22 protein-coding genes are annotated in these 25,045 nt (G+C 64.6%); 5 read left to right on the forward strand and 17 right to left on the reverse strand.

What is annotated here, in order from left to right:
* Positions 1-132 precede the first annotated feature (132 nt).
* Both mftB and mftA read right to left on the reverse strand, forming a co-directional pair.
* On the reverse strand, positions 133-417 hold the full coding sequence (gene mftB, locus CH262_RS23380) for a mycofactocin biosynthesis chaperone MftB (RefSeq protein ID WP_094718535.1): 285 nt from the start codon (positions 415-417) through the stop codon (positions 133-135).
* A gap of 2 nt (positions 418-419) precedes the next feature.
* Positions 420-533 (reverse strand): mycofactocin precursor MftA, encoded by a 114-nt coding sequence (gene mftA, locus CH262_RS23385; protein WP_069973092.1) that lies wholly within the window; start codon positions 531-533, stop codon positions 420-422.
* Positions 534-810: 277 nt separating this feature from the next.
* Here mftA and mftM point away from each other — a divergent pair, with 277 nt between their 5' ends.
* Positions 811-1,638: a mycofactocin oligosaccharide methyltransferase MftM gene (gene mftM, locus CH262_RS23395; protein ID WP_094718537.1), complete on the forward strand. Its 828-nt coding sequence runs from the start codon at positions 811-813 to the stop codon at positions 1,636-1,638.
* 308 nt (positions 1,639-1,946) lie between these two features.
* Here the strand turns inward: mftM and CH262_RS23400 are convergent, their stop codons facing one another.
* Both CH262_RS23400 and moaA read right to left on the reverse strand, forming a co-directional pair.
* The gene (locus tag CH262_RS23400; protein WP_094718538.1) at positions 1,947-3,197 is read right to left on the reverse strand and encodes a molybdopterin molybdotransferase MoeA; all 1,251 of its coding nucleotides are present in this window, start codon (positions 3,195-3,197) and stop codon (positions 1,947-1,949) included.
* Positions 3,194-4,252 (reverse strand): GTP 3',8-cyclase MoaA, encoded by a 1,059-nt coding sequence (gene moaA, locus CH262_RS23405; RefSeq protein ID WP_094718539.1) that lies wholly within the window; start codon positions 4,250-4,252, stop codon positions 3,194-3,196. The genes CH262_RS23400 and moaA overlap by 4 nt, the downstream gene beginning before the upstream one ends.
* Positions 4,253-4,469: 217 nt before the next feature.
* On the opposite strand from moaA, the gene CH262_RS23410 reads away from it, so the two are divergent.
* Complete coding sequence (locus CH262_RS23410; RefSeq protein WP_080732023.1) at positions 4,470-5,522, forward strand: helix-turn-helix domain-containing protein; 1,053 nt, start codon at positions 4,470-4,472, stop codon at positions 5,520-5,522.
* 24 nt (positions 5,523-5,546) lie between these two features.
* On the opposite strand, the gene CH262_RS23415 is transcribed toward CH262_RS23410, so the two are convergent.
* The 12 genes from CH262_RS23415 to CH262_RS23470 form a co-directional block, all read right to left on the reverse strand.
* The gene (locus CH262_RS23415) at positions 5,547-6,536 is read right to left on the reverse strand and encodes an NAD(P)/FAD-dependent oxidoreductase (RefSeq protein ID WP_072692113.1); all 990 of its coding nucleotides are present in this window, start codon (positions 6,534-6,536) and stop codon (positions 5,547-5,549) included.
* A complete protein-coding gene (gene fdxA / locus CH262_RS23420) occupies positions 6,533-6,847 on the reverse strand; it encodes a ferredoxin (RefSeq protein WP_027496268.1) in 315 nt (104 codons plus the stop codon). The genes CH262_RS23415 and fdxA overlap by 4 nt, the downstream gene beginning before the upstream one ends.
* A gap of 37 nt (positions 6,848-6,884) precedes the next feature.
* The gene (locus CH262_RS23425; protein WP_094718540.1) at positions 6,885-9,065 is read right to left on the reverse strand and encodes a molybdopterin-containing oxidoreductase family protein; all 2,181 of its coding nucleotides are present in this window, start codon (positions 9,063-9,065) and stop codon (positions 6,885-6,887) included.
* Positions 9,066-9,184: 119 nt separating this feature from the next.
* On the reverse strand, positions 9,185-9,865 hold the full coding sequence (locus CH262_RS23430) for a MadR family response regulator transcription factor (RefSeq protein ID WP_032365661.1): 681 nt from the start codon (positions 9,863-9,865) through the stop codon (positions 9,185-9,187).
* Positions 9,862-11,214, reverse strand: coding sequence for a MadS family sensor histidine kinase (locus CH262_RS23435; RefSeq protein ID WP_027496265.1), 1,353 nt, complete (start codon positions 11,212-11,214; stop codon positions 9,862-9,864). Before CH262_RS23435 ends, CH262_RS23430 begins: the two co-directional genes overlap by 4 nt.
* Positions 11,211-12,398: an iron-containing alcohol dehydrogenase gene (locus CH262_RS23440; protein WP_027496264.1), complete on the reverse strand. Its 1,188-nt coding sequence runs from the start codon at positions 12,396-12,398 to the stop codon at positions 11,211-11,213. The genes CH262_RS23435 and CH262_RS23440 overlap by 4 nt, the downstream gene beginning before the upstream one ends.
* 186 nt (positions 12,399-12,584) lie before the next feature.
* Entirely contained in the window at positions 12,585-14,102 is a 1,518-nt protein-coding gene (gene madC / locus CH262_RS23445) for a MadC family VWA domain-containing protein (protein ID WP_032387069.1), read from the reverse strand.
* Positions 14,099-15,136 (reverse strand): MadB family AAA-type ATPase, encoded by a 1,038-nt coding sequence (locus tag CH262_RS23450; protein WP_032365664.1) that lies wholly within the window; start codon positions 15,134-15,136, stop codon positions 14,099-14,101. Before CH262_RS23450 ends, madC begins: the two co-directional genes overlap by 4 nt.
* A gap of 82 nt (positions 15,137-15,218) precedes the next feature.
* Positions 15,219-16,490 (reverse strand): NDMA-dependent methanol dehydrogenase, encoded by a 1,272-nt coding sequence (gene mdo, locus CH262_RS23455; RefSeq protein ID WP_027496261.1) that lies wholly within the window; start codon positions 16,488-16,490, stop codon positions 15,219-15,221.
* A 198-nt stretch (positions 16,491-16,688) separates the two neighbouring features.
* Positions 16,689-17,921: an MFS transporter gene (locus CH262_RS23460; RefSeq protein ID WP_094718541.1), complete on the reverse strand. Its 1,233-nt coding sequence runs from the start codon at positions 17,919-17,921 to the stop codon at positions 16,689-16,691.
* Positions 17,922-18,005: 84 nt separating this feature from the next.
* Positions 18,006-18,776: a glutamate racemase gene (locus tag CH262_RS23465; RefSeq protein WP_094718542.1), complete on the reverse strand. Its 771-nt coding sequence runs from the start codon at positions 18,774-18,776 to the stop codon at positions 18,006-18,008.
* Positions 18,773-19,945 (reverse strand): cystathionine gamma-synthase, encoded by a 1,173-nt coding sequence (locus CH262_RS23470; RefSeq protein ID WP_032365667.1) that lies wholly within the window; start codon positions 19,943-19,945, stop codon positions 18,773-18,775. The genes CH262_RS23465 and CH262_RS23470 overlap by 4 nt, the downstream gene beginning before the upstream one ends.
* A gap of 81 nt (positions 19,946-20,026) precedes the next feature.
* Between CH262_RS23470 and CH262_RS23475 the strand changes: the two genes are divergently transcribed.
* Positions 20,027-21,199: an acyl-CoA dehydrogenase family protein gene (locus tag CH262_RS23475; RefSeq protein ID WP_048319849.1), complete on the forward strand. Its 1,173-nt coding sequence runs from the start codon at positions 20,027-20,029 to the stop codon at positions 21,197-21,199.
* A 57-nt stretch (positions 21,200-21,256) separates the two neighbouring features.
* Here CH262_RS23475 and CH262_RS23480 read toward each other — a convergent pair whose 3' ends face one another.
* The gene (locus CH262_RS23480) at positions 21,257-22,642 is read right to left on the reverse strand and encodes a cystathionine beta-synthase (protein ID WP_094718543.1); all 1,386 of its coding nucleotides are present in this window, start codon (positions 22,640-22,642) and stop codon (positions 21,257-21,259) included.
* A 62-nt stretch (positions 22,643-22,704) separates the two neighbouring features.
* On the opposite strand from CH262_RS23480, the gene CH262_RS23485 reads away from it, so the two are divergent.
* Positions 22,705-23,751: an SGNH/GDSL hydrolase family protein gene (locus CH262_RS23485; protein WP_241258259.1), complete on the forward strand. Its 1,047-nt coding sequence runs from the start codon at positions 22,705-22,707 to the stop codon at positions 23,749-23,751.
* 72 nt (positions 23,752-23,823) lie between these two features.
* Positions 23,824-25,044: an acetyl-CoA C-acetyltransferase gene (locus tag CH262_RS23490; protein ID WP_027496254.1), complete on the forward strand. Its 1,221-nt coding sequence runs from the start codon at positions 23,824-23,826 to the stop codon at positions 25,042-25,044.
* Position 25,045 lies beyond the last annotated feature (1 nt).

The raw sequence follows: 25,045 nt of genomic DNA on the forward strand, positions 1-25,045 counted from the left end.
GGTCAACTCCCACGTCAAACAAATCGGAGCATCGAGACCGAGCTCGAACTGATCGACCAATCTCCCTACCGGAGCTGGTCTTTCGAGGGTGGAAGTCATAGGGGCCGTCCTCTTCTACGAATGGGTCAGGTTCTACGGGCGAGTGATCATGTGCGAGTCCGCCAACGTCGCGAGCGCTCTCACGTAGGGAGCCGATGCCGAATCGCTGATCCCTGCGGCCGCGATCGCCGACCGCATATCCCGGTGGTCGGGCAGGGACTCGATGATCGCCACGATCGTGCGGTTCTTCAGAAACGACAGCTTGCGGGTCCCGAAGTGGTAGAGCAGCGCCCCGAACGACTCGGGACGCAACGCCACCTGCGGATGCAGAATCCACCGCACGTCCAGATCGAGCGTGTTCTGCACAGCAGTAGTCATGATCAGTACACGCCGCACATACCGTCGATCGAGACTTCCTCCACCAACGACTCCTCCACCAGATCGGACTCGACGACCGACGTACCGACCACAGCGTTCTCACTCTTCTTCGACATCTGATTCCTCCTACGAAATCTGTTCGGCCACAATCCGATCGACTGTGTTCAGGATCACCACGCTAACGGCCGTCGAGGTTTCCGACGCGTCATGGCGCAGGAACTGGTCGGCCGTCGCGATCAACCGTCCAGTTGGGTAGGTACCGGCCCGTCCGGCCTGCGGGGTGAGCGGCGTCTGAGCGGACCGACCAGCGGCCGATCCGAGTTCTGCCGCGGTTCGCTGTGGAAAGCTCACCTGAACAGAGGGTCACAGCAGAAACGACAGAAGAAGACTTACATGACCGAGATCGATGCATTGGCACCCGGACCCGACGGGGTCTGGGCTCATGAGAACGTCGTCGTCTGGCACACTCCCGGGCTCCGATTCGACGCCATCCGTGCAGGATCGACGGTGCAGGTCAACCACTGCCTCGCTGCGGGCGAGATCGGTGAGGGCCTCGTGCCGCTCATCACCGAACAGGCGCGCCACATCGGGCTGTCCCAACGCGAGTTCGAGCACGTGCTGGTCGGCATCGTGCGCACCACTGTCGCCGATCCGGTCGAGGCATGGACGACGTACTACCGAAACTCGTTGGATGATCTCCTCTCCGGTCGAGCAGAGTTCGCTCCTGTGCACGAGCGTGCCGCCGCGTCGGTCCGCGGTTCGGTACTCGATCTGGGTTCGTGCTTCGGCTTCTTCCCGTTGCGGCTGGCAATGCAGGGTTGTTCGGTCACCGCGACCGACCAGTCAGCGGGAACCATGAATTTGCTCGCGACTGTCGCTCCGCACCTCGGCGCGAGACTCGACACGGCAGTGTTCGATGCAGCCCGAATCCCGTTCGACGACAACAGTGTCGATACCGTGACAGCTCTGCACCTGCTCGAACACGTCGACGCCGAAACGGGCTCTGCCATCGTCGCGGAGGCACTCCGGGTGGCGCGCTGCCGCGTCGTCATCGCGGTACCGTTCGAGACCGAGACCACTGTCTGCCACGGACACATCCGCACGTTCGACGAGACGGCGCTGGCCGAGCTGGGACTATCGACGGGGAAGCCCTTCGAGACCTCGACCTACCACGGCGGTTGGCTCGTGATCGACAAGACGACGGCACCACAACTCGCCTGAACAGTCTCGATACTCCAGGCATGGGATCCGCGGGAGTACTAGAACGGTGGTGCTTTGTCGGCTTCCTCGTCGCTCGGTTCGGGTGTCGGGTTGTCGGGTGGTTCGGCGTAGGCGATGATGCCGGATCGTCTGGGTTGGGTGGGGATGTGTAGCCGGCGGTTTTGACGCTGTGGTGGTATTCGCAGAGGCATTGGAAGTTGTTGACGGTGGTCCAGCCGCCGAGTGGATTGGCGTGGTCGAACGGGATCACGTGGTCGATTTGGCAGCGTGCCGCGGGTCGGTGGCAGCCGAGGAAGCGGCAGTGGCGGTCATACGTACCGGCCCGGTCTCGATGCCGTACGTGAATCGAAGGTCCACGCGGGATATTGCCCTGTTGCCTGTGGGAGTGAGTCGCATGGGGGAACGACGACCAATCCGTTCGCGGCTGCCAATGCTCTCATCGAATGTGACTGCGTGACCTCCGCATCCGCGCCGTCGATGAATCCCAAGAGAACCCGAGGTGTGCTCGACGCCGAGGTCACGTCGCCGCGGACCCGCACAGTTCTCACCGTTCGCTCTGCCGCCGGATCCTGCAGGGCGGATGCCACGACCGGCCGGACGAACAGTTCGTACGAGATCAGCGCACTCACCGGATTCCCGGGCAGGCAGATGATCGGTATTCCATCGAATCGTCCGCAGCCCTGCGGTTTTCCCGGCCTGACCGCAACCGAGGCGAAGGTGACGTCGTGATCCGCCAGCGCAAGCCGGACCACCTCCTCGGTTCCTGCGCTGATTCCACCGGTCGTGATGATGACGTCGGCTACCGCAGCGCAGCGAGCAAGGGCCGCTCTGCACGCCTCCACATCGTCGGATACCGCCGATTCGAGGTACACATCGGCACCACACCGCAGCAGATCGGCTGCGATCATCGGAGAGTTGGCGTCGAAACACTCGCCGAGCGTCGGAGTTTCTTCAGCACAGCGGATTTCGGATCCGGTGGACAACACAGCCACGGTCAATGTCGAACCGATCCTGACATGCGTTCGTCCGAGTGCCGCAAGCAGTCCGACCTGAGCGGGAGTCAGCACCGTACCGGCCCTGATGGCCACGTCACCGGCATCGAAATCCGACGCACGACGGCGGATGTTGCTCTTGGAACCACTCGAACAGATGGTCACCGTATCGGAACCGAACGACGTCACGAATCCGCTGGTCTGTTCGACAGGCACCACCAGATCGGCCCCTCGCGGAAGTACTGCACCGGTCATGATTTGTACACATTCACCCGGTGCCACGCTCAGCTCGGTACTCGACCGTCCGGCGACGCTACGCGCCGAGACGGTCAGTGTGGCCGGCAGTCGTCGAGAACCGATCACATCGGTACGGCGCACAGCGAACCCGTCGACTGCAGAATTGTCGAACGCCGGCAGAACGCGCTCGGCAACGACATCCTCGGCGAGAACTGCGCCGACCGCAGATCCGATGGGTACCGCCCGTACTCGGGCTGCCAAGCCGAGATCTGCTATGGCACAACGGTGTTCGTCGACCGAACGGGTAGTCGAGTTTACGGTCCGCCTCATCCGCCGATGTAGGACATCTCGATCCGCTCGCCGGCCGGGGTGTCCCCCGATCCCGCTCGCAGTTCGGAGTATCGATCGTCACGGCTGTTCCAGAGCGCCGACAACCGCGCCACGAGAGCATCCTGCGATGCCCCCGAACGCAGCAGCGCGCGCAGATCGGTTCCCGCTGAAGCGAACAGGCACGTGTACACCTGCCCGTCCGCCGACAGCCTGGCCCGAGTACAGCTGCCGCAGAACGGTTTCGACACCGAGCCGATCACCCCGATTTCTCCCCTCCCGTCGCGATACCGATAGCGCGTCGCGACCTCGCCTTCGTACATCGACTCGATCCGCTCGAGCGGATGGGCTGCCCCGATGATGTCGACAATGGAGTCGACGTCCGTCACCTGCGCCATTTCCCACCGGTTCGTCGCCCCGACATCCATGTACTCGATGAACCGCACGACGATACCGGTCCCTCGGAACCGTTCGGCCAGGTCGAGAATCGAATCACCGTTCACGCCCCGTCGCACCACCACATTCACCTTGACGGGTGACATCCCGGCGCACACTGCCGCGTCGATGCCGTCGAGCACGGTCCGGACGGGTACGCGCGTGTCGCTCATCCGCGCGAACGTCGTCGGGTCGATCGAATCCAGGCTGACGGTAACGCGTTTCAGACCGGCCGCGTACAAGGATGCGGCCTGGGCTGCGAGCAACGACCCGTTCGTGGTCATCGCAAGATCGACGCCGTCGATGGCGCTCAATCGTTCGACCAGCGTGGCGATTCCGGCCCGCAGCAACGGTTCACCACCCGTCAGACGGATCTTTCGGAGGCCGATCGTCGCCGCCGCCCGCGCCACTCTGTCGATCTCGTCGAAGGACAGCAGCCTGCCGGTGTCGAGGAATCGGTGATCGGGACCGAACTCGGCTCGAGGCATGCAGTAGACACAGCGGAAGTTGCACCGGTCGGTGACCGAGATACGGAGATCCCGAAGTGCCCGTCCCCGAGCGTCCACCGTCCCCGAATCGAGGTTGATCGGATGGCTGCGCACTGCTCGAACGGGATCACCCACGGAGTAGTCCTTTCACTCGGTCGAACACCAGAATCGCGGACGGCAGTGCCTCACACTTGACCGCGCGCGCCCGGTAGTTGACGTGCAGCGACCAGCGCACGACCCTGCCTCACGACTTTCCGGCAAAGTTACGAACAGTGAATCAACCGGAAACATTGCGGGTTAATCTCGAAGAAAGCTCCTGCATCGCCGTGAGCGTCTACGACAAGGGGTCCCCATGCTGTCTCGATCCGGATTCTCCATTCCGACTCGAACGACCAGCCGCGGCGACTGGTCCGACATGTTGAACGAACACTTCGTCGCCCTGGACGTAGCCGACGTGGCGGACAGCCGATTCACCGGAGCCGTCCGATCGATGTCTCTCGCGCACCTGCAGGTGTCGACTGTCCGATCGACGACTCAACGCATCGCGCGAACCGACTCGCTCATCGAGAAGGACCGAATCGAATACGTTCAGATCGGGATGATCCGTCGAGGCCGCGCGATCGTGGTGCAGGACGGACGCGAATGCGTGCTCTCCCGCGGCGACTTCGCCATCTACGACACGTCTCGTCCCTTCGACTGGATCATCGACGGTCACCCCGACGACGATCAATGGGAGCTCGAAGTATTCACCTGGCCCCGTCACATGCTGCGACTCGACGAGCGTGAATCCAGCGACCTGACGGCCATGGCGTTCGACGGCTCGGCCGGTTTCAGCGGCCTCCTCGGCCGATTTCTGCACGACCTGGGGTCGACCCGGTCGACGCTGGGTACCGCGGGCGCACAGGCCATCGCAGACGAGGTCGGCGATCTGGTCAGCGTCATCGCAAGGAACACCACCACCAGCCCGGCGCTGGATTCCCCCGGCACCGCCCTGGTTCGGACGGCGCAACGCTATATCGAGGAACACCTCGCAGACCCAGATCTGTCGCCCAGCACGGTCGCGTCGGCCATGCTCGTCTCCACCCGCCAACTGCACCGTCTGTTCGCGGCCAGTGGCACTACGGTGGCGCGCAGCATTCGGGTCAAACGGCTCGAGCGCTGCCGACGCGAGATCATCGCCAGCGTCGCGGTGAACCGCTCGCTCGGCCAGATCAGTCGGCGATGGGGTTTCGCGGACTCCGCGGTGTTCAGCCGCGCCTTTCGCGAGCAGTACGGGATGAGCCCGCGTCAGTACCGCGCGGCCGCGTGCGCGCAGTCCGACGACCCGCGAGCGGTCACTCGCCCGATGTGGCCGAGCGACCGTGAGCAGCCCGAGGTCGGCACTGCTCACGGTCCTCGTCGGTGAAACTGAGCTCCTACGGGTCTCTCGTCAGTGGAGCGAGTCACTCGAGTGGCCGGGCACGATCGCTGCCGAACCGTCGACCAGCGGGGCGATGTGATTCACCGCTGTCGCGGCCTCGGCGAACCCGACTGCGATCAACTTGACCTTATCTTCGTGTCCGGCGACGTCGCCCGCCGCGAAGACTCGCCTTCGGCTGGTGCGCATCGTCCGTCCGACGGCGATATCGCGCTGGTACTTGTCCAGTCCCCACGTGGCGATGGGGCCGAGTGCGGCCTTGAACCCCAGTGCGGCAACAACACTCGATACCTCGAGCTGTCGACGGTCGACTCCGGTGCCGTCGACGATCGTCACCGATTCGACGGAGTCCACGCCCAGGATTTCCTCCACCTCGAACGGCGTGAGGACATCGACACCGGACCGCTCCAGCAAACCGAGGCTGTGAGCGTGGGCCCGAAAGTCGTTGCGCCGGTGCACCAGTACCACCGATTTCGCGATCGGCTCCAGGCTCAACGCCCAGTCGACTGCCGAGTCTCCGCCGCCGACGATCATCACCCGTTCGCCGGCGAGATCATCGAGTTTGGGCACGAAATACCGCAGGCCACGGTCGTGGAACTCGGCTCCGGCCGGCAATGGCCTCGGCGTGAACTTACCGATACCTGCGGCCACGAGAACGGCCTTGCCGACGACGGTCTCGCCCTTGTCCGTCGTGACCCGCACGAAGTTCTCGGATTCCTCGAGTTCGGTCGCCACGTGTCCCATCAGGTACGTCGGCTTCGCCTGATCCGCCTGTTCGACCAATGCGTCGACCAGATGTTGCGCCTTGATCGCCGGAAAACCGGCGACATCGAATATCTTCTTCTCGGGGTACAGGGCCGCCAATTGCCCGCCCGGATGGGGCAGAGCGTCGATCACGGTGACCGTCATGCCCCGGAAACCCGCGTAGTACGCACCGTACAGCCCCGCAGGTCCGGCACCGACGATGATCAGATCACTCTCGGAAACCGTTGCAGCACTCACTTCTTCGCCACTTCGTCGATCGAGGGATGGTCGTGCCCAACGGGGCCGAGATCTTCCGCACCACCGGAAGCATCTGCGTCCTCACAGAATTCGACGGCGATATCGACGAATTGCTTCTGTTCCTCCGGGATCTTGTGCTCCCAGAAGATGGCGTCGTTGGGACAGGCGGGCATGCACTTGCCGCAGTCGACGCACTCGTCGGGATTGATGTACATCATCCGCGCGCCCTCGTAGATGCAGTCGACGGGGCACTCCTCGGTGCATGCCTTGTCGAGCAGGTCGATGCACGCTTCGGTCACGACGTAGGCCATATCGGAATCCTCATGTTCGTAGTAGGAGAAAGAGTTGTCAGGCGTCGAGCGCGGCGACCTCGACGAGGGTGTCGGAGAAGGTCGGAGCGTTCCCGAGGTCGGCGAACACCGTCGGATTGAGCGACGCCGGGGTCGACAGCGACAGCATGTTCTTGCGCCATGCACCCATCGCACAGACGGTGACACCCTGCATGACCGACTTGTCGAGTTTGGCAACGACGGTGAATTCGCCGCGATCGTTGAAGACTCGCACCACGTCACCCGAAGCGATTCCCCGCCGTTCGCCGTCGACAGGGTTGACCAGCAGCGTCGGCTCCTTCTGCACTTTGCGGTGCATGTCGAGATTCCCGAAGCTCGAATTCAGGTACGCGTGTGACTTGGGCGTGAGCAGATTGAGTGGATACTTCTCTGCCAGTCCGGGATTGGTCCTCGACGACTCGCGCGGCGGGATGTAGTGCGGGAGCGGATCCACCGGCTGTCCCGGCTGGTGATCGTTCGATCCCTGCCGGAACAGCGGCAGCACGAAGTTGCCGCCCGCCGCCGCCGAGGACAGAAACTCCGTTTTGCCGGACGGCGTCCGGAAATTGCCCTCTGCGTGCGGTGCGTACTCGTCGGGACCGGGAAGGTTGAGTCGCTGCCACCCGAGCTTCTTGAGCGAGTCGATCGTGATGCCCTCCATTGCCGGGGCATTCCAGTCGTAGGAGAGGGCGAGGAGTTCCTCATCGGTTCGTGAGAACACCGGTTCGGTGAAGCCCATCGCGGCGGCCAATCGGCGAAACATCTCGGTATTGGGGACGGCCTCCCCGAGGGGCTCGATCGACCGGTTGTTGTACGTGACGAACAGGTGTCCCCAGGAGAAGTTGATGTCGTCCTGTTCGAGCTGTGTCGTGGCGGGCAGAATGATATCGGCGTAATCCGCTGTGTCGGTGATGAAGTGGTCGCTGACGACGGTGAACAGATCCTCCCGGCTGAGCCCGTCGATCATGCGCTTCTGATCGGGACACACCACCACCGGATTCGAGTTGTACACCATCAGTCCTTTGAGGGGCGTGTCCAGATTCAACCCGCCGGTCAGCGCCTCACCCAGCTGATACAGATTGATCACGCGTGTACCCGGAGTCTGCAGATCCGTCTGCAGAAACTCGGGCCAGTTCACCGGAAACGCCCACAGCGGCAGCTGCAGGATGCCGCCGCCGGGCTTACGCCAGGCCCCCACCAACGACGGTAGACAGGAGATGGCTCGGACGCTTTGCCCGCCACCTGCACTGCGCTCGATGGCGACGCCGATCCGAATGACGGAGGGCTGACTCTGTGCGTATTCCCTGGCCAGCGTGTAGATGTCTTCGACGGGAATGCCCGTCTCCTCGGAAGCCCATTGCGGGGTGTACTGCTGCACCCGCTCGGCCAATTCGTCGAAACCGATGGTGAAGCGTTCGATGTAGTCCGCGTCGGTCAATCCCTCGTCGATGATCACATGCATCATCGCCAGGGCGAGAGCGCCGTCGGTGCCCGGACGAATGGGGATGTACCAGCTCGCGGCCTTTGCTGTTCTGGTCTTGATCGGATCGATCACCACCACCTTGGCCCCGCGTTTCTTCGCCTCGGCTATGTACGGCCACAGGTGCAGGTTGGTGCTCATGGTGTTCGCCGCCCAGATCAGAATGAACTTGGAGTGGACGAAACTCTCGGGGTCGACGCCTGCCGTGTCGCCCACTGTCATCGCGTAGGCCGTGCACGAGCCCGCATCGCAGTAGGTGCGCTCGGCAACCGTCGCCCCGAGTCGGTTGAAGAATGCATCCCCGACGTTGAGACCCTGCGTGATTCCCTGGGTTCCAAGGTAATTGCACGGCATGATCGCCTCGGGGCCGAATTCCTCGGCGATGGAGGTGAACTTCTCGGCAATGGTGGCCACGGCCTCGTCCCACGAGATCCGCTCGAACTCTCCTGAGCCCTTGGGCCCGGATCGCTTGAGCGGGTACAGCACTCGGTCCGGGCTGTAGACCTTGTCGAGATAGTTGTCCACCTTCACGCAGAGGCCACCGTTGGTGTACGGGTTGGTCTTGCTCCCGCTGACGCTCGTCGCCACCCCGTCCTCGACGGTCACCACCATCGAGCACGAATCCGGACAATCCTGCGCACACGCTCCGAGAACGGTGAGTTCCGTAGGGCGGTCGGCCGGGGCGTCGTGTGAGCGCGTATCTTCCTGAACAGTCGTCATGGGTGCTCCTCGGCGTGGATATCACTGGTATGTGTTATCCGTAGCCTGCACCGCGAGGACGCTCCCGACAGGACGCCGAGCGCCGTCTACTTTGCACTCTGTGCCCGAAGGCTCATCGCTCAGATCAATCCCTGTTTGCTCGCGGCATAGACGGCCTCGGCACGGCGGGACACCGCAAGTTTGCGCATGATGTTGCTGACGTGAAACTTCACCGTCGTCGCCGAGATGAACAGACGTGTTCCGATCATGTTGTTGGACAGACCCGTTGCCAGTAGCCGGAGCACTTCGAGCTCCCGCTCGGTCAGCCGCTCGATGCTGCTCGGTGTGCCGTTGAGAGAACGAACGACGGCCGACGCGCTCCGGGAATCGAACGCACTCTCACCGCGCGACACCGCGCGGATCGCGCGAACCAACTCGGTGGTGTCGACGTCCTTGACCACATATCCCCGGGCACCGGCATGCACGGCCTCCACCACCAGACGATCGTCGAGGAACGTCGTCAAGACGAGTAGACCGATTCCGTTGTGTGCCTTGGACAACTGCGCACACAGGGCGAGACCCTCGTAATCGGAGCTGGCAGAGAGCTTGAGGTCCATCAGCACGATGTCGGGTGTGACCTGAGCGACGACGGCCAACCCCTCCTCTCGGGTCGACGCCTCCCCCACGATCGTCAGATCCGATTCACGCTCGAGTACCGAACGCAGCCCGTCGCGCAGGATCGCGTGGTCGTCGACCAGGACGATCCGAACCCTGGGCGGCGCCGCCTGAGGCGAACCGTCTCGTACCGCTGTGACGCTCATGCTGTGCCCTTCGTGGAATTCGGGTCGAGCGGTATACGCACTGCCACTCGCACGCCCCCGGTGCGGGCACGGCGGATCTCGAAGACCCCGCCGTGTTCGCGGGCGCGCGCCGCCATGTTCGCCAACCCGCGGTGGCGGCCGTCGACGTCGGTGGACTCGGCCATGTGCAGCATCATGCGCAAGTGCGCCGGATCGCCGTCACCGTCATCGGCAATCGACAGCTGTACCTGATCGAGCGAATAGCTCAATCGAAGAATGGCCCGGGATGCATGTCCGTGCACTGCAGTGTTGAACAACGCCTCTCCGGCGATGCGGAGCAAAGCATGCTCGCATTCGCTGCTCAACTCGACGGGAGTTCCCTCCACCCGCAGCGAGACCTGCAACTCGTCGGGCATGTGGACCACCGAAAGCTGTTCGAGCATTTCGGGAAGCGACGTTCGGTCGGCGTCCTGAGGGTGATTGAGCGCGTAGATCGCCGACCGCAGCTGATCCACTGCCCGACGCGTCAGATCCTTGGCCAGATCCAGCCTGTCACTGCGCTCTTCCGCCGAGATGTCGCTGCGACATACCTCGATTTGCATACCGGCCGACAACACGGCCTGGGTCACGCTGTCGTGCAGTTCGCGTGCGATGCGATGGCGTTCGTCGTCGAGCACCTGATGCCGATGTGCGGCACCCAATTGTCTTTGTGTCAGCAGGAGTTCGGCATTGCGGGCGGCGAGGTCGGCCGCTGTTCGATTCGCCTCGGCGTAGGCATTCTCGGTGCGCTCGAGGAGTTGTCTTCGGCTCTGGAACAGAGCCGAATTCTGCAGGGCCACCGCGGTTTGGCTGGCCAGGATGCTGAGCACCGCGGCGTCGGTGGCGTCCAGCACACGTTGCTCACCGGTCCACGCTGCAAAAGCGCCCACGACACCCCCGTCGTACGCGATCGGCACGAAGGCGTGATGGGCGGAGATCACCGGGGTCAGCCCGTCGCCGCACGTCGACTGTCGGATCGACTCGAGGCAGTCGACGACGTCGTCCGGCAACGGTGGCCCTTCGACGTTGTCGACCAGAAACGGTGTGGCGTCGGGTCCGAGTACCAATCTGCGAGGACCGGCGTCGGGGAACGCCCCGTCGGCGAGAGCGAACACGACCCAGCGCGCACTCAGATGGGCTCGTGCGGCCTCGGCCACAGCGCACACCAGCGTTTCCGGACCGTCGACCGTGCGCACCAGTGCTCGCGAAATCAGTTCCAGCGCATAGACAACGCGTTCCAAACGTTCTGCCGCGCCGCGATACTGGGGGTAGAACGTGTTCTTGCCCGAACGCAGTCCCGTCAGCAACGAGAGGTCGGGTCCGGTTGTCACAGTGCGGTCCTGAACAGATCGACCATCTCGCGGTGCGTGGCCGAGCGCGGGTTGGTGGACATGCACGCATCGCGTAATGCGTTGGTGGCCAACACATCGAGATCGGACTCGCTGACGCCGATCTCGGCCAGGCCGGCGGGAACACCGACCTGACGAGCGAGGCGGTCCACTCGATCGGCCACGGCCATGGCGGCCTCCTCCGGCCTGGCCCTGCCCTCGGGTAGCCCGAGACTCGTCGCGATGGCCACGTACGGCAATGGATCCTCGGCAGCGTTGAAACGAATGACGTGCGGCAGCAGCACACCGTTGATCACCCCGTGCGGGAGATCGAGCAGCCCGCCCACCTGGTGGCTCATCGCGTGCGTCGCACCGAGTATCGCGTTCGTGAATGCTAGGCCGGCCTCCAGACTCGCCTGCGCCATCGACCCTCGTGCAACCATGTCGGTCGGCTCGTCGATGGTGCGAGCCAACTGTGACATCACCATGGTGATGGCTCGGAGCGCATGATGGTCGGTGAGCTGGTTGTGGCCCAACGACACGAACGCCTCTATCCCGTGCGTCAGAGCATCCAAACCGGTTGCGGCGTTGAGCCATTCGGGCATCGTGGTCAGCAACATCGGGTCGATCACCGTGATGTCCGGTACCAGGGCTCGGCCGAGAATGGTGATCTTCGTCGAGCGTGCGGTATCGGTGACGATGCAGAACTGCGAGACGTCGGCTCCGGTGCCGGATGTCGTGGGCACCATCACCAGAGGCGGGATCGGCCGGGTGGCCCGATCCACCCCCTCGTAGTCGAGGATTCGACCGCCGTTGCCGGCGAGGACGGCAATCCCCTTCGCCGCATCCATCACCGACCCTCCGCCAATCGCCACCAACACGTCGCAGCCGAAGTCCGCGTAGTAACCGTGGCCGGCCTCGATTTCGACGTCCTTGGGATTGGGCGTCAGTGCGCTCCAGACCTGGGGCTCCAGCCCCTGCGCAAGAAGGAGGTCGACGAGCTGCCCGGCCCAGCCACTCTCGATCAAGCCGGCGTCCGTGACGAGCATCGGCCGTACCCCACCGAGACGACGCGTCGCATGCGCGACCTCTCCGAGCGAATCCGGACCGAACACGATCTCGGGCGCATGGAACTTGAGGACACGTGGCGTCTCGGCTCGGCTGCGCCGAGTATCGAGATCGTGCAGCGCCTTGCCGACGTTCGCAGTAGCTGCCTGGTCCACCGTTCACACCCTCGCTGTCCTTCGATCCGAACACGATCCGGACCTGTGATTCAGGTTACAACCTTACGAGCACAGTCGGTCCGTTCCCACCAGCACCGGGCCAGGTTCCTACCTACCCGATCGGGCAGGTACGTGGTGTGATGGGTCGGGTCAGGACAGCGCATGCCCCAGATCGGCGGCGTGCGCCGTCAACTGTTCCCCGTCTCGCGCCACGACCACCTGGTCGCAGAATTGTTCGTACTCCTCCATCGAGCACGCGGCCTGCGCCCAGTAGCGACGAGCTTCGGGAGTGATCCAGGCGATGCGGTGCACCTTGGAGCGAATCTTCTCCAACGCATCGAGTCCGGGCGGCCGTCCGTTGCACCGACCGTCCCCCACGATGATCACCGCGGTGCGCTTGTTCAACACCTCCCCGTGCGAGTCCAGCAGGTCCGCGAAGGTCTTGCCGTAATCGCTGCTCGCTTCGAGGTCCAATCGCGCATCTGCGAGTACTGCAGCCAGAGCACCGTCGCCCGTGCTCCCGAGCAAGGTGGTCGTCACGTCCACCGGAGAATCGACGAAGCCCATCACAGTGCAGCGGTGCGCACGCGAGTGCATCGCCTGGGCAAGTCTGAGCGTGAATGCGGTGATCGGGCGAACGGACAACGAGACGTCCGCCAGCACCAACAATCGAACCTTGTCCGGAACCGGTGTCCTGGTGACCAACCGAAACGGAATGCCGTCCGTGCGCAGGCTCGACCGAACCGTGCGACGCATGTCCAGCGGGCCCCGAGAGTGTTCGCGAGGCCGCGGCCGAGGAGTCCCGCGCATGTGCCGCAACACTTCGTGACTTGCGCGCTCGATCTCGGCATGGCTGTCGATCCCCCGCCCTGCGCCGTCGACCGGCACCGGTGACGACATCGTCCCGGTCAACTCACCCAGAGCTGCGACGAAGGCTTCGACGGCATCGGTGATCCTGTCCAACATCGCCGCGCTCAGCGGCCCGGAATCTCCGCCATCGCCGTACACGCTACTGGGATCGTAGGCATCGAACCATGCCAGGATACTTGCCGGATCCTCCCAGTTCAGTTGCCCTGCAACCGCTCCGCTCGTGCTCGACGCCAACTCCCCTGCAGCCATCGAACCGGAACGCTCCAGATCGACGGTGTAGGTCACGCCCCGTCGACCCATGTCGCCATCGGTATCGATGGACAGATCGTGATCCTCCGACGACAGACTGATGTCGTCGTCGTCCTTGTGTGGGTTGAAGCCCTTGTCGGCCTCGGGGGCGTCCAGCAGATCTCCGATCTCGACGGCACGCTCGTTGTATTCGGCGTACTTCGCCGCCTCCTGGTCGGCTCCCACGTCGAGATCGGTCGGGAGGCCACCCGCCACCTGCGCGCCTACCGGCGAAGTGTGTTCGTGGACAACAGTGTTCGAGCCGACTGCGAACAGCGAGTCGAACGCGAGATCGAATCCCTGCTGTTCGTGATCGTACTTCGCGCACGTGGCGCGTAACGCCGCGCGGAGAACCGTCAGGTCACGTGCCCCCAGGAGCCCGAGCACGCGTCGGACTTCGATGACCTCGGCCGGCGACGCCGCCACTCCGAACCGCCGCAGCGTCCGGCCGAACACTGCCGACAGCACGTCGAGTACCACCGACGGAGCGAACGGCTCGACCGCAGTCATCGTCGAATCCCGATGCCGCCCTTGTCCCGTCCACCATGACCCCGGAACGCCGTCGCGGTCGTGTTGACGACGGCTCCGAGAGATGTTGCTGCAGAGGCTGTCTCCGTCGCCGGGCCTGCCATCGCGATCTTCATGTCCGAGGAGTATTTGACCAGCGCGGCGAGCAGATACTTGCGGGTGTCCTCCGTGTGGCCGAGGACCGACGCGATACGAGCCGCGTCGATGACCTCCGAGATCGATGGGCTCTTGCGCAGCGGCAGCGCCCGCAGTTCGGTTGCCAGCGCCACGATGTCGGCTGCGACCCGATCGGGTACCTCCGGAGCGCGGGCGGTGACGATCTCCCGTTCCCGTTCGGCAGAGGGGTAGTCGAGATGAAAGTGCAGGCAGCGGCGTTTGAGGGCGGAGGACAGCTCGCGAGTGTCGTTGGAGGTCAGAATGACCCACGGATCACTTCGTGCGGTGAAGGTGCCCACCTCGGGAATGGTCACCTGCTTCTCGGCGAGCACCTCGAGCAGCAGCGCCTCCATGGATTCCTCGGTGCGGTCGACCTCGTCGACGAGAAGAACCACCGGCTCCTCGGACAGGATCGATTCCAGCAGCGGACGCACCGACAGGAACGGCTCGGAATACAGGCCGAAGTCTTTGGCGGCGAGCATCTTCGAGGCGTCGTCGATGTCGGTGACGTGCTGCGTCAGCGCACCGATGTGTTCACGCAGCATCTGCACGTGCAGAAGCTGTTTGGCGTAATCCCACTCGTACAGGGCCCGGTTGTCGTCGAGGCCCTCGTAGCACTGCAGGCGCACCAGCTTGCGGCCGCTCGCCGCAGCAAGCGATTTGGCGAGCTCTGTCTTTCCCACACCCGCCGGCCCTTCGAGCAGCAGCGGGCGATCGAGCGCTGTCGCCAGATGCACCACGGTGGCGAGGTCGTCGTCGGCGATGTAGTCCTGCTCGGCGAGCGCCCTCCGCAGATCGGCAGCGTCGGTGAATCGAACGGTGTCGGTGTCGTCGCTACGCACTGTCGACAGCGAGGTCATGTGTTTCCCTTCGAAGAGCGGCGGAGCCGCAGTGGTGCGGTTATGCGCCGCCCGGGGCACATAACCGCACCACTGCGCAGCATCAGTACGACTCGTTGATCGCGTGCGAGACGACCGGAATCATCGACTCGACGGTGACCTCGCGGGGGTTACCCGGGGTGCACCAGTCTTCCTGGATGTGCTCGGAGATCTTGAGTACCGACTTCTCGTCACCCTTGATCACGTCGCCCTTACCGGCGTACTTGCCGGTGTTCATCCGGTTCTTGTCGTACGTCGCAGAACGGATCGACCCGAAGTTGTCGGGAATGCCGACGTCCTTCGCGAGCCTGATGGCGGCTTCGACTGCGGCGTCGGCCGCCTGGACGGTGGTCATGTTCTTCGTGTCGACGCCCATGGCCACAGCGATCTCCGCGTAGCGCTCGTAGCGTGAGGGCAGGTTGTACTCCCACACGCGCGGCAGAGCGATGGCGTTGTTGAGGCCGTGTGCACTGTCGTAGAACGCACTGATCGCGTGGGAAATCGAGTGGATGACACCGAGTCCGCCGGAGTTGAACGCCTGCGTGGCGATGTACTGGGCGTTCATCATGCCCTCGCGAGCCTTCAGATTGCCCGGGTCGTAGACGGCCTCGCGAAGGTGCTTGGACACCAGGCCGATCGAGTAGATCGCGTTGCCCAGCGACGGCGCGAAATCGAGACGCGACACGTACGGCTCGGCACCGTGTGCCAGAACGTCGAAGCCACAGAACGCGGTCCACTGCTGAGGGCAGGTGTAGTAGAGCAGCGGATCGTCCAGTGCCAGAGTCGGTGTCGACGCCTCGTCGAAGGCGAGCCACTTGTGCGGCTTCTCCATGTCCGAGGTGTCGGTGATGACGTACGCCCAGGACGTCTCCGAACCCGTTCCGGCGGTGGTCGATACGGCGATATGCGGTGGGTTCTGCTTGTTCGTGGACTTGGAGAATCCCTCGAACTCGTTGATGTTGCGGCCGTCGTGGGCAACGACGACGCGGATGCCCTTGGCCGCGTCGTGGCTGGAGCCGCCACCGACGGAGATGACGCTGTCGCACTTCTCCTTCTGGTAAAGCGCGGCACCGTCCATGACGTTGTAGTCCTTGGGGTTCGACTCGACCTTGTCGTACAGAACCACCTCGACGCCCTGGTATTCGATCTTGCCGATCAGTTCCTCGATGATCCCGGATCCGCGGAGTCCGGTGGTGACGAGCAGGGCACGCTTGAATCCGAGTTCCTTCGCCTCGACGCCGATCATGTCGTGAGCGCCGACCCCCAGCTTGGCGCGGGGCAGCGGGTGAAACTCCTTGATGGGGAATTCCCAGATCTGATTGAGCTCGATTGCCATCGGTGTCTCCTCGGTGAGTGTGGTCAGGAAACGCCTGGGGTGTGTGATCGGCGTCTCACTGATGACCACCATGGCCGCACCGAGAGGAGATCGGAACACCTGCAGGGTAGAACCGTTCCAACACCGCTGCCGGACTATCCGATTGGGCAGTGCGTGGTGCCCGTCCTCGGGAGGGGAGATCGAGGAGTGATTGCTGCGCTATCGATTTCGTCGTTGCACAACCGAGAACCCGACGACCGAGATCAGTGCAAGAGCTATGACGAACGCCCCGTACACCTCGACCGTGGTGCTCAATCCGAGCCGGTGCACGGCGAGACCGGCGATCACCGCAGGCAGGCTGAAGGCGAGGTAGCTGATGACGAATGTCGTGGCGAACACGCCACCTCGCTCCGCAGCGGGGACCAACGAACCGAGTGTGCGCATCGCACCGAGAAACGTTGCTCCCCAGCCCGATCCTGCGACGACAGCGCCGACGAAATACAGCGCGACCGAGCCGATTTCGACCGACACCAAGGTCAGCGCGACGCCGCTTGCGAGCACCGACGCGCCGATCATCATCACCGTGCGAGCAAGCCCGTTGCGCACGACGACAGCTGCTACCGAGCCCGAGGCGAACAGCGAGAAGATCTCCAGGCCGCCCACGATGTGGTTGTCGATACCGAAGACGGTGCCGATGATCGACGGGCCCAGCGAGAGGTGGAACCCGCCGAGCGACCAGGTCGCGAACAGAGCAGGGGCAATGACCACGAACGGTGCCCGCACCAACTTCGGCAGCGAGGCTCGCGGCAGCAGGGTCGACGCCAGGTGACGTCGGGAATCGAAGCCGCGCATCGCCGACGTCTCCGGCACGAACAGCAGGGCCACGGCCAGTACTGCCGCGGCGGCGATCAACAGGGCGAACACGAGAATTTCGGGTGCCGGCGCCAACTGCACCAGCAAACCGGCCCCGATCGCGCCTGCCGCCAGACCGAAGGAGGGGGCGACGCTGTTGAGCAGCGGGCCGGTCGACACGGTGGGCTGCAGATCGATGATGGCCGCACTCATGGCACCCGTTGCCGCGCCTGCGGCGATTCCCTGCACGACGCGAGCAGCGATCAACACCGGGACACTGTCGGCGACGATGAACAACACCAGACTGACGATCAGCAGCAGCAGTGACGCGACCAGGATCGGTTTGCGTCCGATGTGGTCCGACAGACTTCCTACCGTGAGCAGAGTCAGCAGCAGCGCCAGCGCATAGACGGCGAAAACGACCGTGAGGGTGATCGCACTGAACCCCCACGACTGCTGGTACACCGGGTACAGCGGCGACGGTGCAGCCGAGGACGCCATGAGGACGATGAAGGCGACGCCGACCACCCAGAAGGCGTACCGATGCGGAATCCGCGCCGCTGCTCTGCCCTGAACGTCCCGCGTGTCGACACCGACCATGTGCTCATTCCCTCCACCGCAACAACCGTTACCTCAGTGAAGGACAACGCACGAACCCACCGGGCATTCCCCGGCGGTGCGGAACTACCGGGCCCGCGCACCGTCGAGTAGCACCGTCGCCTCGCGGTAACGATGTGCACTCTCCGGCAGTACGCCTTCGATGCCGCTCAGCCACACCGAGACCGATCCCGTGCCGGCCCGCGCCGAACCGACCTCGTCCGCGCGCCGCACCGTCTGATTGGCCACGGCCGCCGCGCTGTCGAACATCGTCACGCCGTCCGGCAGACGCGCGACGATCTCGTCCAGCACCAACGGGTAGTGGGTGCACCCCAACACGATGGACTCGACGTCGTCGGGAGTGGCGGCCACCGCAGCGTCGATGGCCGCCCGTATTCCGGCCGAGTCCCCGCGATCGATCGAATCGGCCAGGCCGTGGCAGGCCACGCTGGTCACCGTCCGACGAGAGGCGAATTCGTCGATCAACCGGGCCTGGTACGCACTTGCCGTCGTGGCCGCCGTCGCCCAGATCGCGATCCGATCACTGACCGCCGCTGCGGGCTTGATCGCCGGGACCGTCCCCACCACGGGGATCGAATCACCGAGCGCAGCCCGCACCTGGCTCAACGCCGTCACACTGGCCGTGTTGCACGGCAGCACCACGACCTCGGCACCGAGTTCGACGGCATGCCGAGCGGTACCGACCACCCGCTCGATCACCCACGCATCCGGCTTCGGACCCCACGGAGCGTTGTCGGGATCCATCATCAGCACCAGATCGAGCTCGGGACGCGACTCACGCAGGCGAGCAGCCGTCGGGAGCATTCCGAACCCCGAGTCGATCAGTGCAACGATCATGCCAGTGCTTGCTCGACGTCGCCCACCAGATCGGCACCGTCCTCGATACCGACGGACAGACGCACCAGGTCGTCCGGGACCTCGAGCAGCGAACCGGCAGTCGACGCGTGCGTCATCGCCCCGGGATGCTCGATGAGCGACTCGACGCCGCCCAAAGACTCTGCGAGAGTGAAAATCTCGGTCTTCGCGCAGAAATCGAGAGCGGCCTGCTTGCCGCCGGCCAACCGCACGGAGACCATGCCGCCGAACCGTCGCATCTGCTTCGCGGCCACCGCGTGAGACGGGTGCGACTCGAGGCCAGGGTAGATGACCTGCGAGATGGCCGGATGCCCGTCGAGGAATTCCACGATCTTCTCCGCGTTGTCGCTGTGCCGTTCCATCCGCAACGCGAGGGTCTTGATGCCGCGCAAGGTCAGGAATGCGTCGAACGGTCCGGGAACGCCCCCGGCACCGTTCTGCAGGAATGCGAACGCGGTATCGAGCTCTTCGCTGTCGGTCACCAGAGCGCCGCCGACGACGTCGGAGTGACCACCGATGTACTTGGTCGTCGAGTGCAACACCACGTCGGCACCGAGGGACAACGGCTGCTGCAGGTAGGGAGACGCGAACGTGTTGTCGACGACCAGCTTGGCCCCGCCCTCGTGCGCGACGCCCGCGAGCGCCTCGATGTCACCGACATTGAGCAGCGGGTTGGTGGGCGTCTCGACCCACACCAGCTTGGTGTTCGGACGCATCGCGGCGCGGACCTCGTCGACGTTCGAGACCGCGGCCACGGAGTACTCGATGCCCCACTGGGTGAAGACCTTGTCGATCAATCGGTACGTGCCGCCGTAGGCGTCGTTGGGAATGACGAGGTGGTCACCGGGACGCAGCGCCGACCGCAGCATGCAGTCGGTAGCGGCCATGCCCGACGAGAAAGCGCGACCGTAGGTACCGGATTCGATGGCTGCGAGGTTGGCCTCGAGCGGCCGACGCGTCGGGTTGCCGGTGCGCGCGTACTCGAATCCGCTACGCATTCCGCCGACCCCGTCTTGCGCGAAGGTGGAGCTGGCGTAGATCGGCACGTTGACCGCGCCGGTCAGTGGATCGGGCTCGTAACCCGCGTGGACCGCCTTCGTGGAAAAGCCCTGCCAGGAGGTGTTGTCTGCCTTGCTGCGCTGCTCACTCATGGCCTCCACACTAATCGGCCTGCGTCACCCGGCAGGGGCGTGGGTAACCTGCGAAGACAACCCCCAGCGGAAAGAGGCACCGTGGCCAACTCCCAGAGCGTCGACGAACTGTTCGCGATCGATTCCCTCCTCGACGACGAAGAACGTCAGATCCGGGACACCGTCCGCAAGTTCGGCAACGAACGCATCCGACCACACATCGCCGACTGGTTCGACGAGGGCACCGTTCCCGCGCGTGAACTTGCCAAGGAGCTGGGCTCGCTCGGCCTGCTGGGCATGCACCTCGAGGGCTACGGCTGCGCTGGAACATCGGCGACGGCGTACGGGCTGGCCTGCCTCGAACTCGAAGCCATCGATTCCGGCATCCGCTCATTGGTCTCGGTGCAGGGCTCGCTGGCGATGTTCGCGATCTGGAAGTTCGGGTCCGAGGAACAGAAGCAGCAGTGGCTGCCGGGGATGGCCGAGGGTTCGCTCATCGGCTGCTTCGGTCTCACAGAGGCCGACTTCGGGTCCAACCCCGGCGGCATGCTCACCCGCGCCAAGCGCGACGGTGACGACTGGATTCTCAACGGCAGCAAGATGTGGATCACCAACGGTCCGGTCGCCGACGTCGCCGTCGTGTGGGCTCAAACCGACGACAAGGTCAGGGGTTTCGTTGTCCCCACGGACACCCCCGGATTCACCGCGAACACGGTGAAGAAGAAGCTGTCTCTGCGCGCGTCGATCACGGGCGAGTTGGTGTTCGACGACGTCCGTCTCCCTGCCGACGCGATGCTGCCCGAGGCCCGCGGCCTGAGCGGCCCGTTGAGCTGCCTCAACGAGGCCCGGTTCGGCATCGTGTTCGGCGCGATGGGGGCGGCTCGGGACTGCATCGAATCGGCCGTCGAGTACTCCAAGACCCGCGCGGTGTTCGACAAGCCGCTGGCCGGATACCAGCTCACCCAGGCCAAGCTCGCGAACATGGCGCTCGAACTCGGCAAGGGTCAACTGCTCGCGCTGCATCTGGGCCGGCTGAAGGACAAGGGCGAGCTGCCGGGCGAGCGAGTGTCGCTCGGCAAGCTCAACAATGTGCGTGAAGCCATCAAGATCGCACGCGAATGCCGAACCATCCTGGCCGCCAACGGAATCACGTTGGAATACCCGGTACTCCGGCATGCCAACAACCTCGAATCCGTCCTCACCTACGAGGGCACATCCGAGGTCCATCAACTCGTGATCGGGCAGGCGCTGACGGGCTCCAGCGCTTTCCGCTAGAGCGACACTGTCGTGCGCGTTTTGCGTCCCTCAGGGTACGCAAAACGCGCACGACGGTCAGGCACCCTTACTGAGGAACCCGAGCAGATCGTGGCGGGTGATGACGCCGACGGGCTTGCCCTCTTCGACGACCATCAGCGCATCGGACTCCCCGAGGGCCTTGGTGGCGTCGGAGACGGTTTCGCCGGCACCGATCAGCGGGAACGGGGCACTCATGTGCTTGGCGACCGGGTCGGCCAACGCTGCGCGACCCTCGAACACGGCGCTGAGCAGATCGCGCTCGGTGACGCTGCCGGCGACCTCGCCTGCCATGACGGGCGGCTCGGCTCCGACGACGGGCATCTGCGAGACGCCGTACTCACGCAGGATCTCGATGGCGTCGCGCACGGTCTCGGACGGGTGGGTGTGCACCAGATCGGGCAGGGCACCGGACTTGCCGCGCAGCACTGCGCCGACCGAGGTCTCCTCGGTGGTGCCGTCCAACCGCGAACGCAGGAATCCGTACGAGGACATCCACGAGTCGTTGAAGATCTTCGCCAGGTAGCCGCGGCCACCGTCGGGCAGCAATACGACGACCAACGCGTCGGGGCCTTCGCGTTCGGCAACCTGAATGGCCGCGACAGCAGCCATGCCGCACGAGCCGCCCACCAGCAGACCTTCCTCGCGGGCGAGGCGACGAGTCATGTCGAACGAGTCGTTGTCGGACACGGCGATGATCTCGTCCGGGATCGACGGGTCGTAGGCGGTCGGCCAGAAGTCCTCACCGACACCCTCGACCAAGTACGGACGTCCCGTGCCACCGGAGTACACCGATCCCTCGGGGTCGACGCCGATGACCTTGACCTTGCCGCCGGAGACCTCCTTGAGGTACTTGCCGGTGCCGGAGATGGTGCCGCCGGTGCCGACGCCTGCGACGAAGTGCGTGATCTTGCCGTCGGTGTCGGCCCAGATCTCGGGCCCGGTGGTCTCGTAGTGGCTGGCCGGGCCGGCCGGGTTGGCGTACTGGTTCGGCTTCCACGCTCCCTCGATCTCGCGGACGAGTCGGTCGGAGACGCTGTAGTAGCTGTTGGGGTCTTCGGGCGCGACGGCCGTGGGGCAGACGACGACCTCGGCACCGTAGGCACGCAGCACGTTGCGCTTGTCCACGCCGACCTTGTCGGGGCACACGAACACACACTTGTAGCCACGCTGCTGAGCGACGAGCGCGAGGCCGACGCCGGTGTTACCGGACGTGGGCTCGACGATGGTGCCGCCGGGCTTCAACTCGCCCGAGGCCTCGGCTGCGTCGATCATCTTGACGGCGATGCGGTCCTTCGACGAACCACCCGGGTTGAGGTACTCGATCTTGGCTGCGACCGTGCCGGCGCCGTCGCCGATGACGGAGGACAACTTCACCAACGGGGTGTTGCCGATGAGTTCGGTGATGTGCTGTGCGATGCGCATTGCTCCATCTTCCCAGATGCAGGTATCGGACTCACGGCCACGGCTGTCGACACCCGCATACGATGGTGAGGGGGCACGACGAGAGGGATCGATCTGTGACGGCGAGCGGATGGCGTACCGCCGCGAAAGCGAGCGCCGCGACGGTACTTGCAGGCTCTGGAGCAGGGACTGCGTCCTGGGCCGCGTACCGACATCTGATGGGGCAGGCCGCTGCGGCCCGCGGCGTCATCGGACGCAACATTGCCAAGCCACCCGAGGCCGACGGGGTCTACACCGCCGGCTGCGCGGCACCCGAGCGGTGGCGCATGGGAAGTTCAGCAGATATTCATCTGATGATCTTCGGCGACTCCACCGCGGCAGGCGTGGGTTGCACTGTGGCCGACGAGGTCCCGGGTGTCCTGCTCGCCCGCGGGTTGGCCGAGGAAACCGGTCAACGAATCCGCCTGAGCACCAAAGCAATTGCCGGTGCCACGTCCAAGGGACTCGAAGGTCAGGTCGACGCCATGTTCGTCGCGGGCCCGCCGCCCGATGCCGCGGTGATCTTCATCGGCGCGAACGACGTCACCAAGAAATTCTCCATTCCGGCATCAGCGGCCAGGCTGGGCGATGCAGTCGAACGATTGACGGCCAAGGGCTGCGTCGTCGCGGTGGGAACGTGCCCCGATCTCGGTGTCGTGACGGCCATTCCGCAACCGCTGCGTACCGTCGTCCGCAATTGGGGTCGGCGGCTGGCCCATGCCCAGACGGCCAGGACTCTCGGCGCCGGCGGGCATCCGGTAGCCCTGGCGGACCTGCTGGCACCGGAGTTTCTGGCCGCCCCCGACACGATGTTCTCGGCGGACCGCTTCCACCCGTCCGCTGCGGGTTACGAGCTGGCCGCGCAACAGATTCTGCCGGTGCTCGCCTCGGCCCTCGGCGTCTGGCACGGCGGTCCACTGCCCGAACTGCCGACGGTGTCCGCCGCCGCCGAATCACGCAGAGCCATCCCCCGCGCCACCGCCGCAGTGGACCGCTTTCTCCGGCGCAGAACTGCCGAGCTCGACGCCGAGATCGACAGCGCGGCGGAGGATCTCCTACGTCGTGGAGATGGCCGTTCGGCGGGGTTGTAAGTTCGATCAGGAGACATCGCCTACTCGGCGGTAACAGAGCAGGTAAGCAGTATCGATATCGAAGGAGATCTCATGCCAGAGGCAGTCATCGTCGCCACCGCGCGCTCACCCATCGGCAGGGCAATGAAGGGGTCGCTCAAGGACATTCGTCCCGACGACCTCACCGCTCAGATGGTCGCCGCTGCGCTGGCCAAGGTGCCCTCGCTCGACCCGAAGGACATCGACGACCTGCTCCTGGGCTGCGGCCTGCCCGGCGGGATGCAGGGCAACAACCTCGCCCGCATCGTCGCGGTTCAGCTCGGCTACGACTCGCTCCCCGGAACGACGATCACGCGCTACTGTTCGTCCTCGCTGCAGACCACCCGGATGGCGCTGCACGCGATCAAGGCAGGCGAGGGTGACGTGTTCATCTCCGCTGGTGTCGAGAGCGTGTCCAGCTTCATCCACGGCAGCTCGGATTCGCTCCCGGAAAGCCACAACCCGATCTTCGCCGACGCCGAGGCCCGTACCAAGAAGGCACAGGAAGAGGGCGCGGACAGCTGGACCGATCCCCGCGAGAACGGCGAGCTGCCCGACGCGTACATCGCGATGGGCCAGACGGCCGAGAACGTCGCCCTGCTCACCGGCATCAGCCGTGAGGACCAGGACCGCTGGGGCGTCCGCAGCCAGAACCGCGCCGAAGAGGCCATCAACGCCGGCTTCTTCGAGCGGGAGATCACCCCGGTGACCCTGCCCGACGGCACCGTCGTCACCACCGACGACGGCCCTCGCGCCGGCACCACGTACGAGAAGATCAGCCAGCTCAAGCCGGTCTTCCGTCCGAACGGCACCATCACCGCCGGTAACGCGTGCCCGCTCAACGACGGCGCAGCAGCGCTCGTCATCATGAGCGACACCAAGGCCAAGGAGCTGGGCCTGACCCCGTTGGCTCGCATCGTGTCCACCGGCGTCACCGGCACGTCTCCCGAGATCATGGGCCTGGGGCCGATCGAGGCCACCCGTAAGGCGCTGAAGATCGCGGGCATGTCGATCTCCGACATCGACCTGTTCGAGATCAACGAGGCCTTCGCGGTGCAGGTCCTCGGTTCCGCCCGTGACCTCGGCATCGAAGAGGACAAGCTCAACGTCTCCGGCGGTGCCATCGCGGTCGGTCACCCGTTCGGCATGACCGGTGCCCGCATCACCACGACTCTGCTGAACAACCTGACGACACACGACAAGACGTTCGGCGTCGAGACCATGTGCGTCGGCGGCGGCATGGGCATGGCCATGGTGCTCGAACGTCTCAGCTGAT

The organism is Rhodococcus sp. 05-2255-1e (assembly GCF_002259025.1).
Lineage (GTDB): Bacteria > Actinomycetota > Actinomycetes > Mycobacteriales > Mycobacteriaceae > Rhodococcoides > Rhodococcoides fascians.